Origin of the sequence: Nitratireductor sp. CH_MIT9313-5, assembly GCF_037029545.1 — a bacterium.
Taxonomy (GTDB): Bacteria; Pseudomonadota; Alphaproteobacteria; order Rhizobiales; family Rhizobiaceae; genus Chelativorans.
Genome location: NZ_JAYMER010000014.1, coordinates 119,805 through 140,709, shown reverse-complemented (window position 1 = coordinate 140,709; position 20,905 = coordinate 119,805). Strand labels below are relative to the sequence as shown.

Genomic DNA, 20,905 nt, shown 5'->3' with positions numbered 1-20,905 from the left:
GCTGTATAAGACTTCGTCTTGAAGAACCGCGCTAAAGCGGCTTGACGCCACTTATGCACAAGCACTGAACACAACCGGAACAGACTTCGCCTTGCCTTGGAAACCATGGCAAAGTGGGGAAGTGATTCGCGGGGATGAGAGCAGAATTAGCGCCATGGATGACAATAACGATCTGTTTGCCGGACTGAGCCAGACGACGCCCGAGCGCGTGCGCCAGCCCGAGCCTGCGCCTGCTTCCTCCGCTCCGGCACCAGCCGCGCCTTCATCACCAGCAAAAGCGAAGCCTGCCCCCGCACAGCCGCGTGACGGTGGCGACTACAGCGCGGCCGACATCGAGGTCCTGGAAGGTCTCGAACCGGTTCGCCGTCGCCCGGGCATGTATATCGGCGGCACCGACGACAAGGCGCTGCACCATCTTTTTGCCGAAGTCATCGACAACTCGATGGACGAGGCCGTTGCCGGACATGCCACATTCATCGAGGTGGAGCTGGGCGCAGACGGCTATCTCTCCGTCACTGATAATGGCCGCGGCATTCCTGTCGATCCGCATCCCAAATTCAAGGACAAGTCCGCGCTGGAAGTCATCATGACCACGCTGCATGCGGGCGGCAAGTTCGACTCCAAGGTCTATGAGACCTCCGGTGGCCTGCATGGTGTGGGTGTCTCCGTGGTCAACGCGCTGTCCGAGCTTCTGGAAGTCGAGGTCGCGCGCAACCGCCAGCTTTACCGCCAGACATTCTCGCGCGGCCTGCCGCAGGGCGGGCTCGAGAAGCTTGGCGACGTTCACAACCGCCGCGGCACCAAAGTGCGCTTCAAGCCGGATGAGCAGATATTCGGCAAGGGTGCGAAATTCGAGCCTGCACGCCTCTACAAGATGGCGCGTTCGAAGGCCTACCTCTTCGGCGGTGTCGAAATCCGCTGGGTCTGTGATCCCGCCCTTATCGGCGAGAAGGACGAGACGCCGGAAAAGGCCGTCTTCCACTTCCCCGGCGGGTTGAAGGACTTTCTGGAAGCTTCGGTGAAGGGCGAATATCAGGTCACCAAGGAGATCTTCGCCGGACGCAGCGAGAAGCGCGGCGGGCATGGTGCGGTCGAATGGGCGATCACATGGTATGGCGGCGACGCTGCGCTCAATTCCTACTGTAATACCGTGCCGACACCAGAAGGCGGAACGCATGAAAGCGGCTTCCGCAACGCGCTTTTGCGCGGCCTTCGCCAATATGCGGAACTGACCGGCAACAAGCGCGCCTCCATCATCACCTCAGACGACGTGATGATTTCGGCAGCCGGCATGTTGTCCGTCTTTGTGCGTGAGCCTGAATTTGTCGGCCAGACAAAGGACAAGCTCGCAACCGCTGCTGCCACGCGTATCGTCGAGAACGCGATCCGCGATCCTTTTGATCATTGGCTGGCAGAAAACCCGCAGGAAGCTTCAAAGCTTTTGGACTGGGTCATGGCTCGTGCCGACGAGCGTCTGAAGCGCCGTCAGGAGCGTGAGGTCAACCGCAAGACCGCCGTGCGCAAGCTGCGCTTGCCGGGCAAGCTTGCCGATTGTTCCTCCAACCAGGCAGCAGGTGCAGAACTGTTCATCGTCGAGGGTGACTCGGCTGGCGGCTCGGCCAAGCAGGCGCGCAACCGCAAGAACCAGGCTGTTTTGCCATTGCGCGGAAAGATCCTGAATGTTGCGAGTGCAGCCTCGGGCAAACTTGCCTCCAACCAGCTTATTGCAGACCTGATCCAGGCGCTAGGCTGCGGCACCCGCAACAAATATCGTGAAGACGATCTGCGCTATGAGCGCATCATCATCATGACCGATGCCGATGTCGACGGCGCGCATATCGCCTCGCTGCTCATCACCTTCTTCTATCAGGAAATGCCGCAGCTCATCGAAGGCGGGCACCTCTATCTTGCCGTGCCACCGCTCTATCGTATCAGCCAGGGCGGCAAGACCATGTATGCGCGTGATGACGCCCACAAGGAAGAGCTTCTGCGAACGGAATTCACGGGACGCGGGAAGATCGATATCGGTCGCTTCAAGGGTCTGGGTGAAATGCTTCCCAAGCAGCTCAAAGAGACCACGATGGATCCCGAACTGCGCAACCTGCTGAAGGTGGAGATAGCCGAAGGGCATGAAGCCACGCGCGAAGCGGTCGACTCCCTTATGGGCACCAAGCCCGAGGCCCGTTTTCGCTTCATTCAGGAACGTGCGGAGTTCGTCGAAGAGCTCGACATCTAGGTGGCTCCGGGCGGGAAGTGAGCATTCCTGCCCTTCCTTCGCGCAACCTGCTTCAAGCGGCGGCAAGCTCCAGCGCCTGAAGACGCGCATTGCGCCGTAGCTGTTCGAGATGGATCTGGCGAAGAAGACGCGTCAGTTTCTCGGCTTCATCGCTGCCTTGAGCTGAATCTACTGCCTGCAGCATCGACCATGAGACCTCCTGCGGACCGGCCATGCGGTTTCCGCGCGCAACCTCACGCCAGATGTCGAGAGCGATGAGCAGTGGCGCATGAGTGATGGCGCTCAGTCCGGCGCGCTTGAAAAGCGCGGCAACGGCCGAATGTCGTCCGCGTGCCAGAAGCGCAGTCACGCGGTCCACATCCTGACCGGTGATGGCCGCAAGTGCCACGCGGAAGAAATCGACTTTTCCGTGAGCGACGATCCGCACCAGAAATCCACTGGTCAGTTCGCCACGCAGACGTAGATGCTCGACAAGTGCTTCGTGCTCCTCGTCGGCGACACTCTCGATCAACGTGACGGAAGCCCGGGTGCACGCGTCCCTTGCGATCAGACTGGCGCGCTCCTCACCCATCAGAGCCTTTACGAGCGGCAGTGCCGAAAGCGCGTTGCCCGTGGCCTCGACAAGGAGGTGGCGGCAGTCGGCGGGAAGATTCGGGTTGCGGGACAAGGCTTCACGAAGCGGGCCGATCGCGCCAAAGCGCTCGATCATGCGGCGAAAACTGAATGGTGCGATTTCAGCGCCTTCATTGCCGGCAAGTGCGGTACAGGCTTCAACACTTCCCACTTCCGCCACTGAAGCGCTGAGCGAGCGGGAGAGCTTCGGTCGCGAGGCGGTCAGCGTCTGCACTCTTGCACAGCCAAGGGCGACGCGGTCGATGAGTTCCGCGTCCGAGAGAAGCGGCGATCGGGCGAGCACCGGTGCTGCAACTTCCACTTGGTCGGCGGCGAGTGCCGCGATGATGTGCGTTGGTGCACGTACACTGAGGGAAAGCGTTTCAGCCAGTGCCAGGCGGACCTTTGTCGAACGATCATCGAGAAGAAGCGTCAGGGCAGCCTCGGCTGCCAGACGGTCGTCGAATTTCAGTTCGCGCTGTACGAAGGCTCGCGCGAGTGCTGCAGCGGCGTCTGCACGCTCCTGCGTCTTTGCCGTTTCGAGCCATTTCAGAAAGTGCTGGATAACAACCACGCGACATCAACTCCCGCCAATGATGTTCACGGTAGCAGCCATTTCTATACGAATGGTTTACCATAAGTGCGCTGTTGCGAAGCTTTCTGCCGATGCTTATCAATTCACCCAATTTCGCCAATGGGAGGATAGCGCGATGGCAGGTCTTTACCTGGACGAATTCGAACCGGGCATGGTGATCAAGCATACGCTGCGCAAAAGCGTGACGGAAAGCGACAACATGATGTTCTCCGTCATGACGCTTAACCCGCAGCCACTGCATATAGATTTCGATTTTGCGGAGAAGTCGGAATGGGGCAAGCCGCTGGTCAACTCGCTCTTCACGCTTGGACTGATGATAGGCATCTCGGTGCATGACACCACGCTTGGTACCACGATCGGCAATCTGGGAATGACAGAGACGGTTTTCCCTCACCCGGTTTTCCATGGTGACACGATCCGCGTGGAGACCGAGATCAAGAGCGTGCGCGAATCGAAATCGAAACCTGACCGCGGAATCGTCGAATTTGAACACCGCGCCTACAATCAGGACAATGTTCTGGTAGCGCGCTGCGTGCGCCAGGCCATGATATTGAAGAAGCCAGCCTGAGCGGGGAGACAAATCATGCGTTCATTGCTCTTCGTTCCTGGTGATTCCGAGCGCAAGATGGAAAAGGCGCTCACGAGTGGCGCCGATGTGCTGATCCTGGACCTTGAGGATTCCGTTTCGGCGGCAAACAAGCCGGCGGCGCGCGAGATCACTGCCGCTTTCCTTCGTGAACATGCGGGCCAGGACAACCCTGCGCTTCACGTCCGTGTCAACGCGCTGGACACGGAGCTAACGCAGGCGGATCTTGATGCGGTGATGGGCGCGGGACCGGTCGGCATCATGCTTCCCAAGGCCGAGGGCGGAGAAGATGTGGCGCGGCTGGCGGCGATGTTGCGCGTGAGCGAGGCGGAGAATGGTCTGGAAGATGGTTCGACGACCATCCTGCCCATCATCACCGAAACGCCGCGTGCGGTCCTCAATGCCGGCAGTTATCACAATGTCAGGGAGCGGCTCGTCGGGCTGACATGGGGAGCCGAAGACCTGTCGGCTGCAATCGGTGCAAGGGCGACCCGCGACGAGGCAGGAAACTATACACCGGTCTTCCAACATGCGCGCACGGTCACGATCCTGTCTGCCAGTGCGATCGGTGTTGCTGCGGTGGACACGGTCTATCCGAATTTCCGCGATGAGGAAGGTTTCCGTCGCGACTGCATTGAAGGCGAACGCGACGGCTTTACCGCACGGATGGCGATCCATCCCGCGCAAGTGCCGATCATCAACGAGGTTTTCACCCCCTCGCCCGAAGCCATTGAAAAGGCTCAGCGTTTGCTCAACGCCGTATCGGCCCAAGGTGATGCAGGGGTGATTGCGCTCGACGGCGAAATGATCGACCGCCCTCACATCGTGCGCGCCGAACGCGTGCTGGCGCGCGCCCGGGCCGCAGGCGCGCTCTAGAGGCGTTCAGCCCTCGCCACGCTCGCTCCAGCGCGGGCGGCGCATGGCGAAGGTCTGGGTTACGGCCGTGTAGTCCATGTATCCGAGACGGGCGAGCGTCTGCGCCTTCGTGACATCGAACATCCCGTCAACGAGCATCGCGTCGTCCATATGGATACCGACGACTTCGCCCATGACGACGGTCACGCCGGCATGCGCTCCATCAAGCCCCTTGGGCTGCAGCACGTCCACCACCTTGCACTCCAGCGCGGCTGGAGCCTCGGCAACGCGCGGGGCGGAGATGTGATGGCAGTCGGCCTCCGTGAGCCCCGCCACCTCGAACTCGTTCACACCTTCGGGCGCATCTATGGCCGACAGGTTCATCTGTTCGGCGAGCTTCCGGCTGACGATATTGACGACGAACTCACCGGTCTCAGCAGCAATCGCGCAGCTGTCCTTCACTCCTTCAGACGAGAAGAGCACCAGATGCGGATTGGTGGAGATGGCATTGAAGAAGGAGTAAGGCGCGAGATTGGCCGTGCCATCCTTTCGCCGCGTGGAAATCCAGCCGATGGGCCGCGGCGCGACCAGCGCCTTGAAAGGGTCATGCGGCAGGCCGTGACCCGCCTTCGGTTCGTAAAACATCAGGCTTCCACCCACGGGCCGGAATAATCGCGCACCAGCTCATTGTGATCGGGGCGCACACGGTCGGGCACATTGCCCTCGTGACGGCCAAGATGAATGAAGCCAACCACCTTTTCATGCGGCGCAACACCCAGAAGCTCCTTGCCCTCGGGAATGTCGGAGTACCAGTTCGTGATCATGTTGGTGCCGAAGCCAAGCGCATTGGCAGCCAGCATCAGATTATAGGCAGCCATGCCTGCTGAAAGAAACTGTTCCCATTCGGGGATCTTCACGTGGTCTTCCACGGCACATACGACGCCGATCACCAAAGGCGCGCGCGAAAAGCGCGTCAGCTCCTGCTCGCGGCGTGCGGGCGACAATTCCCCTTCCCGCTCCTCGGCCAGAACCGCAAGCATCTCGCCGACCTTGTGGCGCATGTCGCCGCGATAGAGAATGAAGCGCCATGGGTTGAGCTTGCCGTGATCAGGCACGCGGCTTGCTGCCTTCAACATCGTGTCGAGTTCTTCAGGCGTTGGTTCAGGGCCGCCCAGTTCAGGGATAGGAGCGGAGCGACGGCTCATGAGGAAGTCGAGAACAGCCTTGTTCAACGCGTGGGTCTCCATTGTGTGGAAGCTTTGATGTGCCGGAGGTTTAACGGCAAAGAGAAGCCTTGAAAATGCCACCTGATTAAGCTTCAACGCAAGGCATGAGCTACTTCCACATCGTTCTGCGCAGTCTTTGCGTTATCATTGCCCTCACCATGGGTCTTGTCGGCGCGAATGCGCAAGACGCGGAAACACCCGAACTTGATCTGGAAGTGCCGGGAATTACGGAATATGCAGCGCCCGACAATCCGGCTTCGCTTGCAATCGGGGCCAGTGGATCGGTCATGCTTTCCGCCCAGTTGACCGAGGATGGCGAGGAGATCCCCAAGGGGCTCGTCTGGCGGGTCTTTTCACCCGTCCCTGGACCCGATGGAAAATTGCCCTTGGTGGCAACAGCCGAAGGTGGCACGGAGATATTCGACCTGCCTCCCGGAAGCTATCTCGTTCACGCCGCCTATGGGCGTGCCGGGGCCACCAAACGCATTACGGTCGGTTCTGAGGACAAGCGCGAGGTCTTCGTGCTTGATGCAGGCGGGTTGAAGCTTGACGCTGTGCTTGCCGATGGCGGGCGCATACCTGCCAACCGTCTGCGCTTTGCGATCTACGAAAAAGACCCGGATGCCACGGGCGAGCGCCCGCTCATCGTGCCGGATATCAAGCCGGGTTCGGTGGTGCGGCTCAATTCCGGCACCTACCATGTCGAATCGACCTATGGCTCGGTCAATGCCGTCATCCGCTCCGATATCCGCGTTGCAGCCGGTGAACTGACCGAGGCGACCGTGGAGCATCGCGCAGCCCAGCTCACCATGAAACTCGTACGCGAATCCGGCGGTGAGGCCATCGCAGACACGGCCTGGTCTATCCTGACCGAATCCGGTGAGATCGTGCGCGAGATGGTCGGAGCCTATGCGAGCATGGTTCTGTCGGAGGGCGAATATACCGTTGTGGCCAAGAACCGCGACCGCATCTATCAGAAGGATTTCACGGTGATCCCCGGCCGCAATCGGGATGTGGAGCTTCTGCCCGAAGACCTTGTCGAGACACCCGGCGGCTTCACCGACTGATTTTTCCTGCAATCAACGCAAAGAAAAAGGCCGATGCAGTCTGCACCGGCCTTTTTTTTCTTGTCATCATGAAGCCTTGCGGCGAACCAGATCCGGAGGCGTTGCCTCCTCGCTAAGTTTCGCCAGCGCTTCGTCCAGCGTCATTGAAGCCTGATCGCGGGAACCGAGACGACGGATATTGACCGTGCCCTCCTCGGCCTCGCGCTTGCCGCAAACCAGGATCACCGGGACCTTGGCCATGCTGTGCTCGCGGACCTTGTAGTTGATCTTCTCGTTGCGAAGATCGGTCTCTGCAAGAAGCCCTGCCCGCTTCAGCTTGTTTGCAACCTCGATCGCATACTCGTCAGCTTCCGAGGTGATGGTTGCCACGACCACCTGCAGCGGCGCGAACCAGAGCGGGAAATGGCCGGCGTAGTTCTCGATCAGGATGCCGAGGAAGCGTTCCATGGATCCGCAGATGGCGCGGTGGACCATGACGGGCTGCTTCTTCTCCGAATCCTTGTCGATATAGAACGCGCCGAAGCGTTCAGGCAGATTGAAGTCGATCTGCGTCGTGCCGCACTGCCACTGTCGGCCGATGGCGTCCTTGAGCACATAGTCGAATTTCGGCCCGTAAAACGCGCCGTCGCCGGGATTGATCGCCGTCTTGATGCGACCGCCCGAACGCTCGGCAATCTGCTCCAGAACGCCCGACATGATCTCTTCGGCATGATCCCACAGCGCATCATCGCCGACGCGCTTTTCAGGACGCGTGGAGAAATAGACCGTGATCTCCTCGAAGCCGAAATCGGCATAAGTGGAGAGAATCAGATCGTTGATCTTCAGGCATTCCTCGGCCAGCTGGTCTTCGGTGCAGAAGATATGTGCGTCGTCCTGCGTGAAGCCGCGAACGCGCATCAGACCATGCAAAGCGCCGGAAGGCTCGTAGCGATGTACGGCACCAAATTCGGCAAAGCGAATAGGCAGATCGCGGTAAGACTTCAAGCCATGCTTGAAGATCTGCACGTGACCCGGGCAGTTCATCGGCTTCAGCGCGAAGGTGCGCTTGTCCTCTGCCTCTTCATCAGCGCAGGTAACCGCGAACATGTTCTCCTTGTACCAGCCCCAGTGACCGGAGGTCTGCCAGAGCGAGTTGTCAAGAACCTGCGGTGCGTTGACCTCTTCATACTCGCCTTCCAGCCTGCGGCGCATATAGCCGACGAGATTCTGGAACATGCGCCAGCCCTTGGAGTGCCAGAAAACAACGCCCGGCCCTTCCTCCTGGAAATGGAACAGGTCCATCTCGCGCCCAAGGCGACGATGGTCACGCTTCTCGGCCTCTTCCAGCATGTGCATATACTGGTCAAGCTGCTCCTGCGTCTGCCAGGCGGTGCCATAGATGCGTGTCAGCATGGGATTGTTGGAATCACCGCGCCAATAGGCACCGGCGACCTTCATGAGCTTGAAGGCCTTGCCTATCTGGCCGGTGGAAACCATGTGCGGACCTCGGCAGAGGTCGAACCAGTCGCCCTGCGCATAGATCTTCACATCCTGGTCTTCCGGAATGGCGTCGATAAGTTCGACCTTGTAGGCCTCGCCCTTCTCCTCGAAAACCTTCTTGGCCTTGTCGCGCGCCCAGACTTCCTTGGTGAAAGGCTTGTTGCGCGCGATGATCTCCGCCATCTTCTTTTCGATTTTCGGGAAGTCGTCGGGCGTGAAGGGCGTGTCGCGGGCGAAGTCGTAATAGAAGCCGTTTTCGATGACCGGTCCGATTGTCACCTGCGTGTCCGGCCAAAGTTCCTGTACGGCCTCGGCGAGCACATGGGCGCAGTCATGACGGATCAGTTCAAGCGCACGTGGATCTTCGCGCGTGATGATCTCGACCGCACCTGCCCGGCCGATCGGGTCAGCCAGATCGCGCACGTCGCCATCCAATGCGTAGGCGACTGCCTTCTTTGAGAGCGACTTGGAGATGGACGCGGCAAGCTCGCCACCGGACATTCCGGCGTCGACTTCGCGGCTCGAACCATCGGGGAAGGTAATGGAAATGGCATCAGCCATGAGGTTTCTCCTATCCAGTCCCGCCAACGAGCGCGGGTGGTGATGAAGTGTATGGTGCGGAAGGCGGTTTAGCGGCTGTGGTGCCGGGGGTAAAGGGGATGAGAAGCGAATAGAGAAAAGTGAATGGGGAATGGGGAATGGTGAATGGTGAATGGTGAATGGTCGCTCCTGCCGGACATGCCGTCACCGGAGGATACGGCAATTCCCTATTCCCTATTCCCTATTCCCTATTCCCTATTCGCTCTTCACTCCGGCACCCGATCTATCCCGCTCGTGCCCCCCGGACCGCATCTTGCGACGCGGCGGAGCGATAGCCATCCGCCGCGCATGAGGCCGTGGCGTGCAATCGCTTCATAGGCGTATTCGGAACAGGTTGGCAGGTGACGACAGGTGTTTCCAATGAAGCCTGAAAGGGTAAGCTGGTAGAGGCGCACGAAGCCGACACCAAGCACCCGCCCGGGCGTCTTGCGCCATGGCCCCTGCCAGTTGCGGGAATAGGTTTTGGTCATGGCACTCAGGCCGCCTGCCCGGCTCTCGCCTTCTCGATCTGCTCAATGCAATCGACAACCGCATCGAAGGTCAGAAGCGTGGAAGCATGACGCGCCTTGTAGTCACGCACCGGCTCCAGATATTTCAGATCCGCAAAACGCCCTTCTGGCGGCGTGCCATTTTCTTTCAGCATCCGTTGCATGATCCGGCGGAGCTCTTTCAGCTCCGCGGTTGATGCTCCCACCACGTTTTCGGCCATGATGGAAGAGGAAGCCTGCCCAAGCGCGCATGCCCGCACTTCATGCGCGAAATCCGTGACCACGTCGTCTTCAACGCAGAGATCCACAAGAACCGTTGAACCGCACAGTTTCGAGTGCGCCTTTGCGGTAGCATCAGGGTTTTCCAGGCGCCCGACGCGCCCGATATTGCCCGCAAAGGCCAGAATTTTCGCGTTATACACGTCGTCGATCATGATTTTCCGGTCCCGGGCCTGCTGGGGCAACACGCATCCGCCCCTGCACCTTTAACAAAAGCGCCTGAGCCGTTATATAAGTACGGCTACCGGTTGAGGGCAAGGAGGCGAAGGCCATGCTCCACCGGGCCGCATGCCGCTTTCGGGACTGACGCAAAGAGTTCGTCCGCGCCCGTGAAAGGATGTGACCGTTCAACTCGTCCCGGCTTCGATCGGGACTACGGGAGACGCCTTTATGGACGCAATTCTCAAATCCCAAAAACATGCAGAGATTCCCCCCAAGGCCACGGCTGATGCCGCTGCTACAGTGCATGCAATCCGTCCGGATCGTTCCGAGGTGGAAAAGGCCGTTCTGACGCTTCTTCGCTGGATTGGCGAAGACCCCAAGCGCGAAGGACTCATCGAGACGCCAGCGCGCGTGGCGAAAGCCTATGCGGAAATGTTCTCCGGCTATGAGCAGGACGCGGCGGAAGAACTCGGTCGCACCTTTGAGGAAGTCGCGGGCTATGACGACATCGTGCTCATGCGCGATCTGTCGTTCCACTCCCATTGCGAGCACCACATGGTGCCAATTATCGGCAAGGCCCATGTCGCCTATCTGCCCGACGGCAAGGTGGTCGGTCTTTCTAAGATCGCCCGCGTGGTCGACATCTATGCACGCCGCCTGCAGACGCAGGAGGCCATGACAGCGCAGATTGCCGGCGTCATCCAGGACGTCCTAAAGCCGCGTGGCGTCGCCGTCATGGTTGAGGCAGAGCATATGTGCATGGCAATGCGCGGCATCCGCAAGCAGGGCTCAACAACGATCACGACGCGCTTTACCGGCGAGTTCAAAAACAATTCCGAAGAGCAGCAGCGCTTCTTCTCGCTTATCCGGGGCTGATAGACCGCATGAACGAAATTGGTTTTGCGCCTCCCCCTGCGGACAAGAAACTTCTTGAACAGGGGCAGGACTTCACCCCGCGTTTCGACGAGAAAGGTCTCATCACCACCGTTGTCACCGACAGCGACAGCGGGCGGCTCCTGATGGTTGCCTTCATGAACGCGCAGGCACTGGCGCTTACGCTTGAGACCGGCATCGCACATTACTGGTCGCGCTCACGCAACAGCCTTTGGAAAAAGGGTGAGACGTCCGGCAACATGCAGCGCGTCCATGCAATCGAGAGCGATTGCGACCAGGATGTCCTTCACCTGAAGGTGCATGTCGAAGGAGATGGCGTTTCGTGTCACACTGGCGCGCATTCCTGTTTCTATCGTCAGGTTGAGCTCGTCGACGGCCACCCTCGCCTTGTGGGCGGAGCGCATCTTTCACAAAAGTGATGGGTGCCACAGCGCAACCGGCATAGCATCAAGAGCGTTTATCCCTCATTCACCACCTTGCGCTATACTGCGCGAGGATGAGGAGTTTCCGATGCTCGACTGGGCCTCCATACGCAACAGACCGGTGGAACGTGAACCGGTCAAACCGCCTCCGGATCTTCAAGAGCCGGCAAAGCCTTCGCGACATGGCATCGCGCTTGCTCTTGGTGGTGGCGCTGCCCGTGGCTGGGCCCATATCGGCGTCTTGCGCGCACTTGATGAAGCAGGCGTGCGCATCGACATGATCGCCGGCACCTCGATCGGTGCGCTGGTTGGCGGTTGCTATCTTGCCGGTAAGCTTGATGAACTCGAGGAGTTTGCCCGCTCGCTGACCAAGCGCCGCATTCTAGGCCTTCTCGATCTCAATTTCGGGGGCAGCGGTCTTTTCGGCGGCATGAAGCTGACCACGCGGATGCAAGAGCATCTGGAAGGCATTACCTTCGACGATCTTTCAAAACCTTTCGTCTGCGTGGCTGCGGAAATCCGCACCGGCCATGAAATCTGGCTCTCTTCCGGTTCGCTGATCACCGCCATGCGCGCTTCCTATGCGCTGCCAGGCGTATTCGAACCGGTTGTCTGCAACAAGCGCGTCTTGATCGACGGGGCGCTGGTCAATCCAGTTCCCGTATCGGTATGCCGCGCGCATGAGCAGCCGTTGGTGGTGGCTGTAAACCTGCATTACGACCTTTTCGGTCGTGCTGCGGTCATCAAGCATTCTGCCGATCTGCCAGAAAAGGAAGGCAAGCCCGCCGACGGTACCAAGACGCCGCTGGTCGTCGACAGAGGTCCCAGCCAGCGCGATGCGCGCCTTGGCATTACGGGCGTGATGGTTGAAGCCTTCAACATCATCCAGGACCGGATTTCGCGCGCTCGCATGGCCGGTGATCCGCCAGACCTGTCACTGCAGCCCAAGCTCGGGCATATCGGTCTGACGGAATTCTATCGGGCGGACGAGGCCATCAAGCTTGGCTATGATGCCACCAAGGCACAGCTGGAGGAAATGGACCGCCTGATGACGGTTCTGGGCTAGCGCCCGTCCACTTCTGCCGCGTCCAACAGGCGAAGCTGAACCGAGCGCGTGCCATTCCAATGGTTGAGCGACAGCGTGCCGGCTGCGTGGATCGTGGCACCCCGGCGCGGCAGCAGGAATTGACCCAGATCGCTTTCAGCAGCGCGAAAGGCGATTGCCGGAAGCCTTGCGCCTGATTGCGATTGCAGTTCCACCTTCACATGTCCATTGCCGACCACCCGAACATCGGAAATGCGGTGGCGAGGAACGGCGATGATGGGTGCGGGATGTCCCGCACCGAAGGGTCCCGCCGCCTCAAGCCGCTCGTAAAGCTCGATGGTCGCGCCATTTGCAGCAAGGGCGGCATCGATCTTCAGGCACTCGGCATCGCGCAGTTTCGAGACAGAGTTTTCCGCCTTTTCGTGGAAAAAGGCACGCAGATCGCCCAGCTTCTGCTTCTCGACGGTAATGCCAGCGGCCATGGCATGACCGCCGCCCTTCACGAGAAGCCTTTCCTCAACGGCCTCGCGCACCAGCTTGCCGAGGTCAAACCCGGATATGGAACGACCCGAGCCTGTGCCCTTGCCATTGACGTCGAAATGGATCGCGAATGTCGGGCGGCGGGCGTGGTCCTTCAGTCTTGAGGCGATCAGGCCGACAATGCCGGGATGCCACTGGTCGCTGGCAGTCACCAGCACTGCCGGTCCGTCCCCATGGGCAAGCTCGGCATCGGCTTCTTCCTTCGCCTGTGCAAGCATCTGGGTTTCCATCGCCTGGCGCTCCTGGTTCAGCCGGTCGAGCGTCTGGGCAATCTGATCGGCCTCGCCTGCCTCGTCGCAGCAAAGCAATGTGGAGCCAAGCGCGGCATTGCCAATACGTCCACCGGCATTGATGCGCGGGCCGAGCAGGAAACCGAAGTGATAGGGGTTCAGCGGTTCGCCAATGCGGGAGACGCGCGAGAGCGCTGTCATGCCCGGAGACTTCATCTGGCGGGCAGCCAGAAGTCCCTTCACCACGAAGGCCCGGTTGACGCCAACCAGCGGTACCACGTCACAAACTGTGGCCATCGCCACAAGGTCGAGCATGGACAGCATGTCATAAGGCGAGGTCGCGCATTGGCGTTCGCGCAGGACGCGGGTGGTGCGCACCAAGGTCAGGAAAACCACGCCGGCCGCGCAGAGATGCCCCTGCCCGGAAAGATCATCTTCGCGATTGGGATTGACCACCGGCACGCCTTCGGGAAGCGCGCCACCTACCTGGTGGTGGTCGAGCACGACCACATCCGCCCCAGCATCACGTGCCGCTGCAATGGCTTCCGCGCTGTTTGTCCCGCAATCGACCGTGACGATCAGGGAAGCGCGGGAGGCAAGATCGCGCATGGCATCCGGATTGGGTCCGTAGCCTTCGAATATACGGTCGGGAATGTATATTTCGCCGGAAATGCCGTGATGCTTCAGGAACAGCTTCATCATGGCCGATGAAACCGCGCCGTCCACGTCATAGTCACCAAAAATCGCCACCTTTTCGCGTCGCAAGACGGCGTCAGCGATGCGGGAGGCTGCCGCATCCATATCGGTCAGTGATGAGGGATCGGGCAGAAGATCGCGGATGGATGGAGCAAGGAAGCCAGTTGCATCATCGACCCCGACGCCACGCCCTGCCAATACACGCGCCACGATATCCGGCAGGCCATGGCTTTGCGCCATGGCAAGAGCCGCATTTTCCGCCCGCGGATCGAGCCGGTGCACCCAGCCCATCCCGCGCGCGGATTTCTTCACATCGAGAAAGAAGCGCTTTTCGCCCGTCACTTCACCACCACCTTTTCCAGATGGTCATGTGAAAGCTGACGGGCGCAATTGCAAGTCCGGCTCTCGATCAGAACTTGTCGAGGTCCTGGTGGCGCGCCTTGATCTCACGCACCGTGCCCGAAGACGAGCGCATCACGATCGTATGGGTCTGGATGGAATCGCGGGCGAATTTCACGCCGGCCAGCAGATTGCCGTCGGTGACACCGGTCGCCGCAAAGAGCACGTCGCCGGAGGCCATTTCTTCCATGCGGTAGACCTTGGCCGGATCGGAAATGCCCATCTTGGCAGCACGTGCCACCTTTTCCTCGGTGTTGAGCTGCAGGCGTCCCTGCATCTGGCCGCCAATGCAGCGCAAGGCAGCGGCTGCCAATACGCCTTCAGGCGCGCCGCCGATGCCCATATAGATGTCGATGCCGGTCTCGTCCGGGTCGGTGGTGTGGATCACACCCGCCACGTCACCATCACCAATAAGGCGGATGGCAGCACCGGTCGCGCGCACTTCCTCGATCAGGCGCGCATGGCGTGGACGGTCGAGAATGCATGCGGTGATCTCCGAAACCGGTACGCCCTTGGCCTTGGCCACTGCCTCGATATTCTCTGCCGCAGGCGCGTCGAGATCAACAATGCCTTCGGGGTAGCCCGGGCCGACCGCGATCTTTTCCATGTAAACATCCGGCGCATAAAGCAGGCTGCCGCGCTCGGCGATCGCGATGACGGCCAAGGAGTTCGGCAGGTTCTTCGCGCAGATCGTGGTCCCCTCGAGCGGATCAAGCGCGATATCGACCTCGGGCCCCTCGCCCACGCCGACCTCTTCGCCGATATAAAGCATCGGCGCCTCGTCGCGCTCGCCTTCGCCGATCACCACCGTTCCCTGGATCGGCAGTCGGTTCAGCTCCGAACGCATGGCGTCCACCGCCACCTGGTCGGCCGCCTTCTCATCACCACGCCCCCGCAGTCGTGCCGCAGCCACGGCAGCACGCTCGGTCACGCGGACAAGCTCAAGGGTGAGAATCCGGTCCAGGCCGGCCTGTGGGGTCTTGGGCATAAAGGTCATGTCCTTGGTTCTCCAGATGGCAATCCTGCTCTTCAAGCAGCTGCACGCATTCGGGTTCCTTCTGACAAAGAGCAGGTTGCACGGCAAGTGCCAGCGCCTGTTGGCAACAGTTATGAATCGATTAGATGCGGGTGGGAGGTGGGGAATGGTGAATGGTGAATGGCGGCCTTCCCCGCACCTTCCGTCATCCCGGCCGAGCGGAGCGAGAGCCGGGACCTAATGAGAGGCTGGGCCGGTATCCGCAGAAGGGGCAGGTGGTTGTGGCAGGGGCTTAGGCGAGGACCGGGCCCCGCTCTATGACGTTCTGCCAATGGGTCCCGGATAGCCTAGCGGCTTCCGGGATGACGGGAGATGGGCGTGCCATTCGCGTCGTCCCGGCCGAATGGAGCAAGAACCGAGCCCCCCGCTCCTCCCCGATCTGCCGAGATAGCGCAGGTTTCCGGGAGGTCCTGTTGGATCAGGCCGCGCGCTCGATGCGGATGACCTGTGCCTTGTCGACGAGGTGACCGTCCTTGGTGATGCCGTCGACGGCCTTGCGCACGGCGGCTTCGGTGGTTTCGTGCGTGACGAGGATCACCGTCTTGTGCTGCTCGGCGGTGGCGTCGCCGTGCTGGACGATGGATTCCAGCGAAATCTCGCTGTCGGCCATGCGCTTGGCGATTGCGGCGAAGACGCCGGTGCGGTCGTGGACGGTCAGGCGGATGAAGTAGCCGCCCGCATGGGAGCGCATGCGGGCGCGTTTGTAAGGGGCGAGTTCCTTAGCAGGCCAGCCGAAAACGGGGCCGTGCTGGAAGCCGGGGCGGCTCTTGGCGATGTCGGCGATATCGCCGGTGACGGCCGAGGCGGTCGCGTCGCCGCCCGCACCCGGTCCTGTCAGAAGGAGTTCGCCGAGATAGTCGGTCTCGACCGCGACCGCATTGGTGACACCGTGAACCTGCGCGATGACAGAACTGGTGGGCACCATGGTGGGATGCACACGCTGCTCAATGCCGCTGTCGGTCTTCACCGCAACGCCCAGAAGCTTGATGCGGAAACCGAGATCGGAAGCCGCGCGAATATCCGCCTGGGTGATGTTGGAAATGCCTTCCATATAGATGTCATCGGCGGAAATCTTGCAGCCGAAGGCAAGGCTGGTCAGGATCGACAGCTTGTGGGCCGTGTCGTGACCTTCAATATCGAAGGTCGGGTCGGCTTCAGCGTAGCCGAGACGCTGCGCGTCTTTCAGGCAATCCTCGAAGGAAATCCCCTCGGCTTCCATCCTTGTGAGGATGTAGTTGCAAGTGCCGTTCATGATGCCGAAGACGCGGCTGACCTGATTGCCGGCCAGCGCCTCGCGCATGGTCTTGATGATGGGAATACCGCCTGCGACAGCGGCCTCGTAATTCAGCAGAACGCCCTTCTTTTCCGCGGCTGCCGCCAGTGATACGCCGTGGCGCGACAGAAGCGCCTTGTTGGCGGTCACGACATGCTTGCCCGCTTCGAGCGCGGCCTTGACGGATGCACGTGCGGGGCCATCCTCACCGCCAATCAGCTCGACAAAGACCTCTATGTCCTGCGAGCGTGCCAGCTCGACCGGGTCATCGAACCACCTGGCTTTTGAAACATCCACGCCGCGGTCGCGATTGCGGTCGCGGGCGCTGACGCCGGCAACGACGATCTCGCGTCCGCACTGGCGGGTCAGCTCTTCCGCCTTTGCTTCAAGCATTCGAATGACGCTGGCCCCAACGGTACCAAGGCCGGCGATTCCAATGCGCAAGGCGTCTGCCATGGGGGATGTCCCTCCAGTTCTTCAGGTTATTGCAAATTGATGGAGCTTGCCGGCGCCACGTCTAGCGACGCGCGGCGAGCGAAACGACGTTGTCTGCGCTTTCGCTTGCAGATGCAAGGAAGCGCTTGATGGAGCGGGCTGCCTGACGGATGCGATGCTCGTTTTCCACAAGGGCGATGCGAACATAGTCGTCGCCATGCTCGCCGAAACCGACGCCGGGAGCGACGGCCACATCAGCCTTTTCGACGAGCAGCTTGGAAAACTCCAGTGATCCCATCGCGCGGAAAGGCTCGGGGATTGGTGCCCAGGCAAACATGGTGGCAGGCGGCGGCGGAACATCCCAGCCGGCGCGCGCGAAGGAATCGACCAGCACATCGCGGCGGCGATGATAGATCTGGCGCACTTCCTCGATCTCAGTGCCGTCCGAATTCAAAGCTGCTGCCGCGGCAACCTGAATGGGGGTGAAAGCACCGTAATCCAGATAGGATTTCACCCGCGACAATGCCGCGATCAGCCGCTCATTGCCCACCGCAAAGCCCATGCGCCATCCGGGCATGGAGAAGGTCTTGGACATGGAGGTGAATTCCACCGCAACATCCATGGCGCCCGGCACCTGCAACACCGAAGGTGGCGGGTTGCCGTCGAAATATATCTCCGAATAGGCCAGATCCGACAGGATGATGATGTCGTGCTTGCGCGCAAACGCCACCACGTCCTTGTAGAAATCCAGATCAGCCGTGAAGGCCGTCGGATTGGCCGGGTAGTTCAGGATAAGCGCGAGCGGCTTGGGGATTGAATGGCGCACAGCGCGCTCAAGCGCAGGAATGAAGCCGTCGTCGGGTTCGGCCTGCATGGAGCGGATGACTCCTCCCGACATGATGAAGCCGAAAGCATGAATCGGGTATGTGGGGTTCGGACACAACACCACGTCGCCTGGCGCGGTGATAGCCTGCGCCATATTGGCGAAACCTTCCTTTGAGCCGAGCGTGGCTACGATCTGCGTTTCGGGGTCAAGCTTCACGCCAAAACGCCGGGCGTAATAGGCCGCCTGTGCACGGCGCAGGCCGGGAATGCCGCGTGAGGAGGAGTAGCGGTGGGTGCGCGGGTCCTTCACCACATCGCACAGCTTGTCCACGATGGACTGGGGCGTCGGCAGATCGGGATTGCCCATGCCAAGATCGATGATGTCTGCACCACGCGAACGCGCGCTCGCCTTGAGCCGGTTAACCTGCTCGAACACATAAGGCGGGAGCCTGCGGACCTTGTGAAACTCTTCCATGATGGTCTTCCGTGGTGGTGATTTCATGCTTCTTATACGCCTTCGGCGCCATGCGAGATAGGGCGTTTGAAGGCGTCAGCGTTCGGCGGAGGGGTAAATTATTGCCCCTGGGTCGCCTCGATCTGGGTCAGCTTTGCGCCGGCATGGCTGCGCGCGAGGCGACGAAGGCGGGCCTGCTCTGCGCGGGCCGCGGCTGCCGAAGGGCCACCTGCCTGCGCTCGCCGTGCCGTTTCCAGCTCCGCCGCAAGCGCTGCACGCTCGGCATCGTCGATCTGGTTCGTTGCGGCAACCGGCGCGACGTTGAGATTGGGATAGCCATCGGGCTGCGTTGCGTAACCAGGCTGAAGGGCTGCATCCGGTGCGGCATCGGCAAGATTCGCTCCACCACAGGCGCTCAGCGCCGGAAGCACTGCCGCAATGGCGGCCAGAGCGGCAATTCGTGTTAAATTTGCGCGTCTTGCAGCGATTTTCATATTGTTTTCCCGATGCGCGCACTACTGTGCCTGACGAAGGAGAGACTCCTTTTGCTTCAATATGTCAACATGGCGCCCGAGCGAGGTCCAGCGCGAATATGAATGACGACGGCAGGAAAGCAGGTGGCGCGGATCAGGATCCGTTCTTCATGCGCGATCCGGAAAAGCTGGCCGCCAATCTTGCGCGCACGATAGAAGAAGCTGGCAAGGCTGCGGGTTTCTGGAGCCGGGCTCGTGAGAGCGGGATGGTCAGCGATTCCAGCTTTGATCCCTTCGCCGACATGCTGCGCGTCTTTGGTGCGCTTGGCCAATACTGGTTTGGAGAACCCTCCCGCAGTTTCGAGGCGCAGACGCGGCTTTTCACCGCCTATATGGGCGTATGGATGCGCTCCATGCAGGAGCTGACCGGCCAGGCCGAGCCGGACAAACCCGATACAAAGCGGCCCGACAAGCGGTTTCACGACCCCGAATGGGTACAGAATCCGTTCTTCTCCTTTCTGCGCCAGATCTATGAAGTCACAGCTCGCTGGGCAGAGGAGCTTGTCGAGAGGGCAGATACGCTTGACGATCTGACCCGGCTGAAAGCGCGCTTCTATGTGCGCCAGATCGTGGACGCGATGGCGCCGACCAATTTCGTCGTGACCAATCCCGCCGTGCTGCGCGAAACGCTCAGAAGCAATGGCGAGAACCTAGTTCGCGGCATGGAGATGTTTGCCGAGGATCTGCAAAAGGGCGGCGGCATTCCCCGGCTGCGCCAGTCGGATCTGGGAGCTTTCGAAGTTGGTGAAAATCTTGCCACGACGCCGGGCAAGGTCGTCGCCCGCAATGAGCTGGCCGAAATCATCCAGTACGCGCCGACAACCCAGACCGTGTTGAAGCGCCCTCTCCTGATCGTGCCGCCATGGATCAACAAGTTCTACATTCTCGACCTCAACGAGAAGCGCTCATTCATTCGCTGGGCGATATCACAGGGGCATACGGTTTTCGTGATCTCCTGGGTGAATCCCGATGAAAGCCATCGTGCGAAGGACTGGGATGCCTACATAGCCGAGGGCATCGAGTTTGCGCTGGACACGATCAAGGCGCGCACCGGCGAGGACGAGGTCAATGCCATCGGCTATTGCGTCGGTGGCACCCTGCTTTCAGCAGCACTGGCCCTGATGGCGGACACGGGCGATAAACGCATCGCGTCGGCCACGCTTCTCACCACGCAGGTCGATTTCGCCGATGCGGGCGACCTCAAGGTCTTCATCGACGAGGAGCAGTTGCAGGCCCTGGAAGAGGCCATGGAGCGCAAGGGCTATCTGGAGGGCGGGCGCATTGCCATGGCCTTCAACATGCTGCGCGCCCGCGATCTCATCTGGCCCTATGTGGTCAACAACTACATGCGGGGCGAACCGCCCCTGCCCTTCGACATGCTTTACTGGAATTCTGATTCCACCAATCTGGCGGCGGCGAACCACACCTATTATTTGCGCAACTGCTATCTGGAGAACAATCTGTCTCGGGGCCGGGCGGAGCTGCGCGGACGCAAGCTGAAGCTTTCCAGCGTTAAGATACCGATCTTCAACCTGGCGACAGCCGACGACCATATTGCGCCGGCCCTGTCGGTCTACAATGGCAGCCGGTTGTTCGGCGGGCCGGTGGAGTTCGTGCTTTCCGGCTCCGGGCACATTGCAGGTGTGGTCAACCCGCCTTCCCAGCGCAAATATCACTACTGGATCGGAGAGGTTCACGACGAGGGATTCGAGCGCTGGCTGGAAACGGCGGAAGAGACCGAAGGCTCCTGGTGGCCGCATTGGCAACAATGGGTGGAAGCGCAAAATGACGAACGAACGCAACCCAGACCATTCACTTCCGCCGATGAAAAGCTTGAAAACGCACCCGGCAGCTATGTGCGCATCCGGGTGTGATTGCCACAGGTTTGAAGCTTGCGCGAGCCTTGCCTAAAACCTGCCGTTTTTTGCGGGCGTGTTG

The 20,905-nt window shown here is 60.4% G+C and carries 19 protein-coding genes; 8 read left to right on the top strand and 11 right to left on the bottom strand.

The window, feature by feature from the left end; all coding sequences use genetic code 11:
• Positions 1-154: 154 nt before the first annotated feature.
• Complete coding sequence (gene parE / locus WA367_RS08225; RefSeq protein WP_336056306.1) at positions 155-2,236, top strand: DNA topoisomerase IV subunit B; 2,082 nt, start codon at positions 155-157, stop codon at positions 2,234-2,236.
• A gap of 52 nt (positions 2,237-2,288) precedes the next feature.
• Here the strand turns inward: parE and WA367_RS08220 are convergent, their stop codons facing one another.
• The gene (locus tag WA367_RS08220) at positions 2,289-3,422 is read right to left on the bottom strand and encodes a DUF2336 domain-containing protein (protein ID WP_336056305.1); all 1,134 of its coding nucleotides are present in this window, start codon (positions 3,420-3,422) and stop codon (positions 2,289-2,291) included.
• Between the two features lie 19 nt (positions 3,423-3,441).
• Here WA367_RS08220 and WA367_RS08215 point away from each other — a divergent pair, with 19 nt between their 5' ends.
• Together WA367_RS08215 and WA367_RS08210 are read left to right on the top strand one after the other, a co-directional pair.
• Complete coding sequence (locus tag WA367_RS08215; RefSeq protein ID WP_336056304.1) at positions 3,442-4,011, top strand: MaoC family dehydratase; 570 nt, start codon at positions 3,442-3,444, stop codon at positions 4,009-4,011.
• 15 nt (positions 4,012-4,026) lie between these two features.
• Positions 4,027-4,905 (top strand): HpcH/HpaI aldolase/citrate lyase family protein, encoded by an 879-nt coding sequence (locus WA367_RS08210; protein ID WP_336056303.1) that lies wholly within the window; start codon positions 4,027-4,029, stop codon positions 4,903-4,905.
• Positions 4,906-4,911: 6 nt separating this feature from the next.
• On the opposite strand, the gene WA367_RS08205 is transcribed toward WA367_RS08210, so the two are convergent.
• Together WA367_RS08205 and WA367_RS08200 are read right to left on the bottom strand one after the other, a co-directional pair.
• On the bottom strand, positions 4,912-5,529 hold the full coding sequence (locus WA367_RS08205) for a flavin reductase family protein (RefSeq protein ID WP_336056302.1): 618 nt from the start codon (positions 5,527-5,529) through the stop codon (positions 4,912-4,914).
• A complete protein-coding gene (locus WA367_RS08200; RefSeq protein WP_442935564.1) occupies positions 5,529-6,089 on the bottom strand; it encodes a nitroreductase family protein in 561 nt (186 codons plus the stop codon). The genes WA367_RS08205 and WA367_RS08200 overlap by 1 nt, the downstream gene beginning before the upstream one ends.
• A 179-nt stretch (positions 6,090-6,268) precedes the next feature.
• Here WA367_RS08200 and WA367_RS08195 point away from each other — a divergent pair, with 179 nt between their 5' ends.
• Complete coding sequence (locus WA367_RS08195) at positions 6,269-7,177, top strand: hypothetical protein (protein ID WP_336057071.1); 909 nt, start codon at positions 6,269-6,271, stop codon at positions 7,175-7,177.
• Positions 7,178-7,243: 66 nt separating this feature from the next.
• On the opposite strand, the gene thrS is transcribed toward WA367_RS08195, so the two are convergent.
• The 3 genes from thrS to WA367_RS08180 form a co-directional block, all read right to left on the bottom strand.
• On the bottom strand, positions 7,244-9,217 hold the full coding sequence (gene thrS, locus WA367_RS08190) for a threonine--tRNA ligase (protein ID WP_336056300.1): 1,974 nt from the start codon (positions 9,215-9,217) through the stop codon (positions 7,244-7,246).
• A 245-nt stretch (positions 9,218-9,462) separates the two neighbouring features.
• Positions 9,463-9,726 (bottom strand): membrane protein insertion efficiency factor YidD, encoded by a 264-nt coding sequence (gene yidD / locus WA367_RS08185; RefSeq protein ID WP_336056299.1) that lies wholly within the window; start codon positions 9,724-9,726, stop codon positions 9,463-9,465.
• Between the two features lie 5 nt (positions 9,727-9,731).
• Positions 9,732-10,178 carry an iron-sulfur cluster assembly scaffold protein gene (locus WA367_RS08180; RefSeq protein WP_336056298.1) on the bottom strand — a complete coding sequence of 149 codons (447 nt, stop codon included), beginning with the start codon at positions 10,176-10,178 and terminating at the stop codon, positions 9,732-9,734.
• Positions 10,179-10,413: 235 nt separating this feature from the next.
• Here WA367_RS08180 and folE point away from each other — a divergent pair, with 235 nt between their 5' ends.
• The 3 genes from folE (at position 10,414) to WA367_RS08165 (ending at position 12,567) form a co-directional block, all read left to right on the top strand.
• Positions 10,414-11,061 carry a GTP cyclohydrolase I FolE gene (folE, locus tag WA367_RS08175; protein ID WP_336056297.1) on the top strand — a complete coding sequence of 216 codons (648 nt, stop codon included), beginning with the start codon at positions 10,414-10,416 and terminating at the stop codon, positions 11,059-11,061.
• A gap of 8 nt (positions 11,062-11,069) precedes the next feature.
• Positions 11,070-11,498 (top strand): phosphoribosyl-AMP cyclohydrolase, encoded by a 429-nt coding sequence (gene hisI / locus WA367_RS08170; RefSeq protein ID WP_336056296.1) that lies wholly within the window; start codon positions 11,070-11,072, stop codon positions 11,496-11,498.
• Between the two features lie 91 nt (positions 11,499-11,589).
• Entirely contained in the window at positions 11,590-12,567 is a 978-nt protein-coding gene (locus tag WA367_RS08165; protein ID WP_336056295.1) for a patatin family protein, read from the top strand.
• On the opposite strand, the gene recJ is transcribed toward WA367_RS08165, so the two are convergent.
• The 5 genes from recJ to WA367_RS08140 form a co-directional block, all read right to left on the bottom strand.
• The gene (recJ, locus tag WA367_RS08160; protein WP_336056294.1) at positions 12,564-14,354 is read right to left on the bottom strand and encodes a single-stranded-DNA-specific exonuclease RecJ; all 1,791 of its coding nucleotides are present in this window, start codon (positions 14,352-14,354) and stop codon (positions 12,564-12,566) included. The two genes, WA367_RS08165 and recJ, sit on opposite strands and share 4 nt — an antisense overlap.
• A gap of 67 nt (positions 14,355-14,421) precedes the next feature.
• Entirely contained in the window at positions 14,422-15,399 is a 978-nt protein-coding gene (gene glpX / locus WA367_RS08155) for a class II fructose-bisphosphatase (protein WP_336057070.1), read from the bottom strand.
• Between the two features lie 466 nt (positions 15,400-15,865).
• Complete coding sequence (locus tag WA367_RS08150) at positions 15,866-17,176, bottom strand: homoserine dehydrogenase (protein WP_336056293.1); 1,311 nt, start codon at positions 17,174-17,176, stop codon at positions 15,866-15,868.
• A gap of 61 nt (positions 17,177-17,237) precedes the next feature.
• A complete protein-coding gene (locus WA367_RS08145; protein ID WP_336056292.1) occupies positions 17,238-18,455 on the bottom strand; it encodes an LL-diaminopimelate aminotransferase in 1,218 nt (405 codons plus the stop codon).
• 98 nt (positions 18,456-18,553) lie between these two features.
• Positions 18,554-18,928, bottom strand: a complete 375-nt coding sequence (locus WA367_RS08140; RefSeq protein ID WP_336056291.1) for a hypothetical protein — start codon at positions 18,926-18,928, stop codon at positions 18,554-18,556.
• A gap of 98 nt (positions 18,929-19,026) precedes the next feature.
• Here WA367_RS08140 and WA367_RS08135 point away from each other — a divergent pair, with 98 nt between their 5' ends.
• Entirely contained in the window at positions 19,027-20,841 is a 1,815-nt protein-coding gene (locus WA367_RS08135; RefSeq protein WP_336056290.1) for a PHA/PHB synthase family protein, read from the top strand.
• Positions 20,842-20,905 lie beyond the last annotated feature (64 nt).

Bases quoted from the DNA above. Each gene is read 5' to 3' on its own strand.
- WA367_RS08215 (WP_336056304.1), top strand. From the start codon at position 3,442: ATGATGTTCACGGTAGCAGCCATTTCTATACGAATGGTTTACCATAAG.
- thrS (WP_336056300.1), bottom strand. From the start codon at position 9,217: ATGGCTGATGCCATTTCCATTACCTTCCCCGATGGTTCGAGCCGCGAA.
- glpX (WP_336057070.1), bottom strand. From the start codon at position 15,399: ATGCCCAAGACCCCACAGGCCGGCCTGGACCGGATTCTCACCCTTGAG.
- WA367_RS08135 (WP_336056290.1), top strand. From the start codon at position 19,027: ATGAATGACGACGGCAGGAAAGCAGGTGGCGCGGATCAGGATCCGTTC.
- yidD (WP_336056299.1), bottom strand. From the start codon at position 9,726: ATGACCAAAACCTATTCCCGCAACTGGCAGGGGCCATGGCGCAAGACG.
- WA367_RS08200 (WP_442935564.1), bottom strand. From the start codon at position 6,089: ATGAGCCGTCGCTCCGCTCCTATCCCTGAACTGGGCGGCCCTGAACCA.
- WA367_RS08180 (WP_336056298.1), bottom strand. From the start codon at position 10,178: ATGATCGACGACGTGTATAACGCGAAAATTCTGGCCTTTGCGGGCAAT.
- WA367_RS08165 (WP_336056295.1), top strand. From the start codon at position 11,590: ATGCTCGACTGGGCCTCCATACGCAACAGACCGGTGGAACGTGAACCG.
- WA367_RS08205 (WP_336056302.1), bottom strand. From the start codon at position 5,529: ATGTTTTACGAACCGAAGGCGGGTCACGGCCTGCCGCATGACCCTTTC.
- hisI (WP_336056296.1), top strand. From the start codon at position 11,070: ATGAACGAAATTGGTTTTGCGCCTCCCCCTGCGGACAAGAAACTTCTT.
- WA367_RS08140 (WP_336056291.1), bottom strand. From the start codon at position 18,928: ATGAAAATCGCTGCAAGACGCGCAAATTTAACACGAATTGCCGCTCTG.
- WA367_RS08195 (WP_336057071.1), top strand. From the start codon at position 6,269: ATGGGTCTTGTCGGCGCGAATGCGCAAGACGCGGAAACACCCGAACTT.
- folE (WP_336056297.1), top strand. From the start codon at position 10,414: ATGGACGCAATTCTCAAATCCCAAAAACATGCAGAGATTCCCCCCAAG.
- WA367_RS08145 (WP_336056292.1), bottom strand. From the start codon at position 18,455: ATGGAAGAGTTTCACAAGGTCCGCAGGCTCCCGCCTTATGTGTTCGAG.
- WA367_RS08210 (WP_336056303.1), top strand. From the start codon at position 4,027: ATGCGTTCATTGCTCTTCGTTCCTGGTGATTCCGAGCGCAAGATGGAA.
- WA367_RS08150 (WP_336056293.1), bottom strand. From the start codon at position 17,176: ATGGCAGACGCCTTGCGCATTGGAATCGCCGGCCTTGGTACCGTTGGG.
- parE (WP_336056306.1), top strand. From the start codon at position 155: ATGGATGACAATAACGATCTGTTTGCCGGACTGAGCCAGACGACGCCC.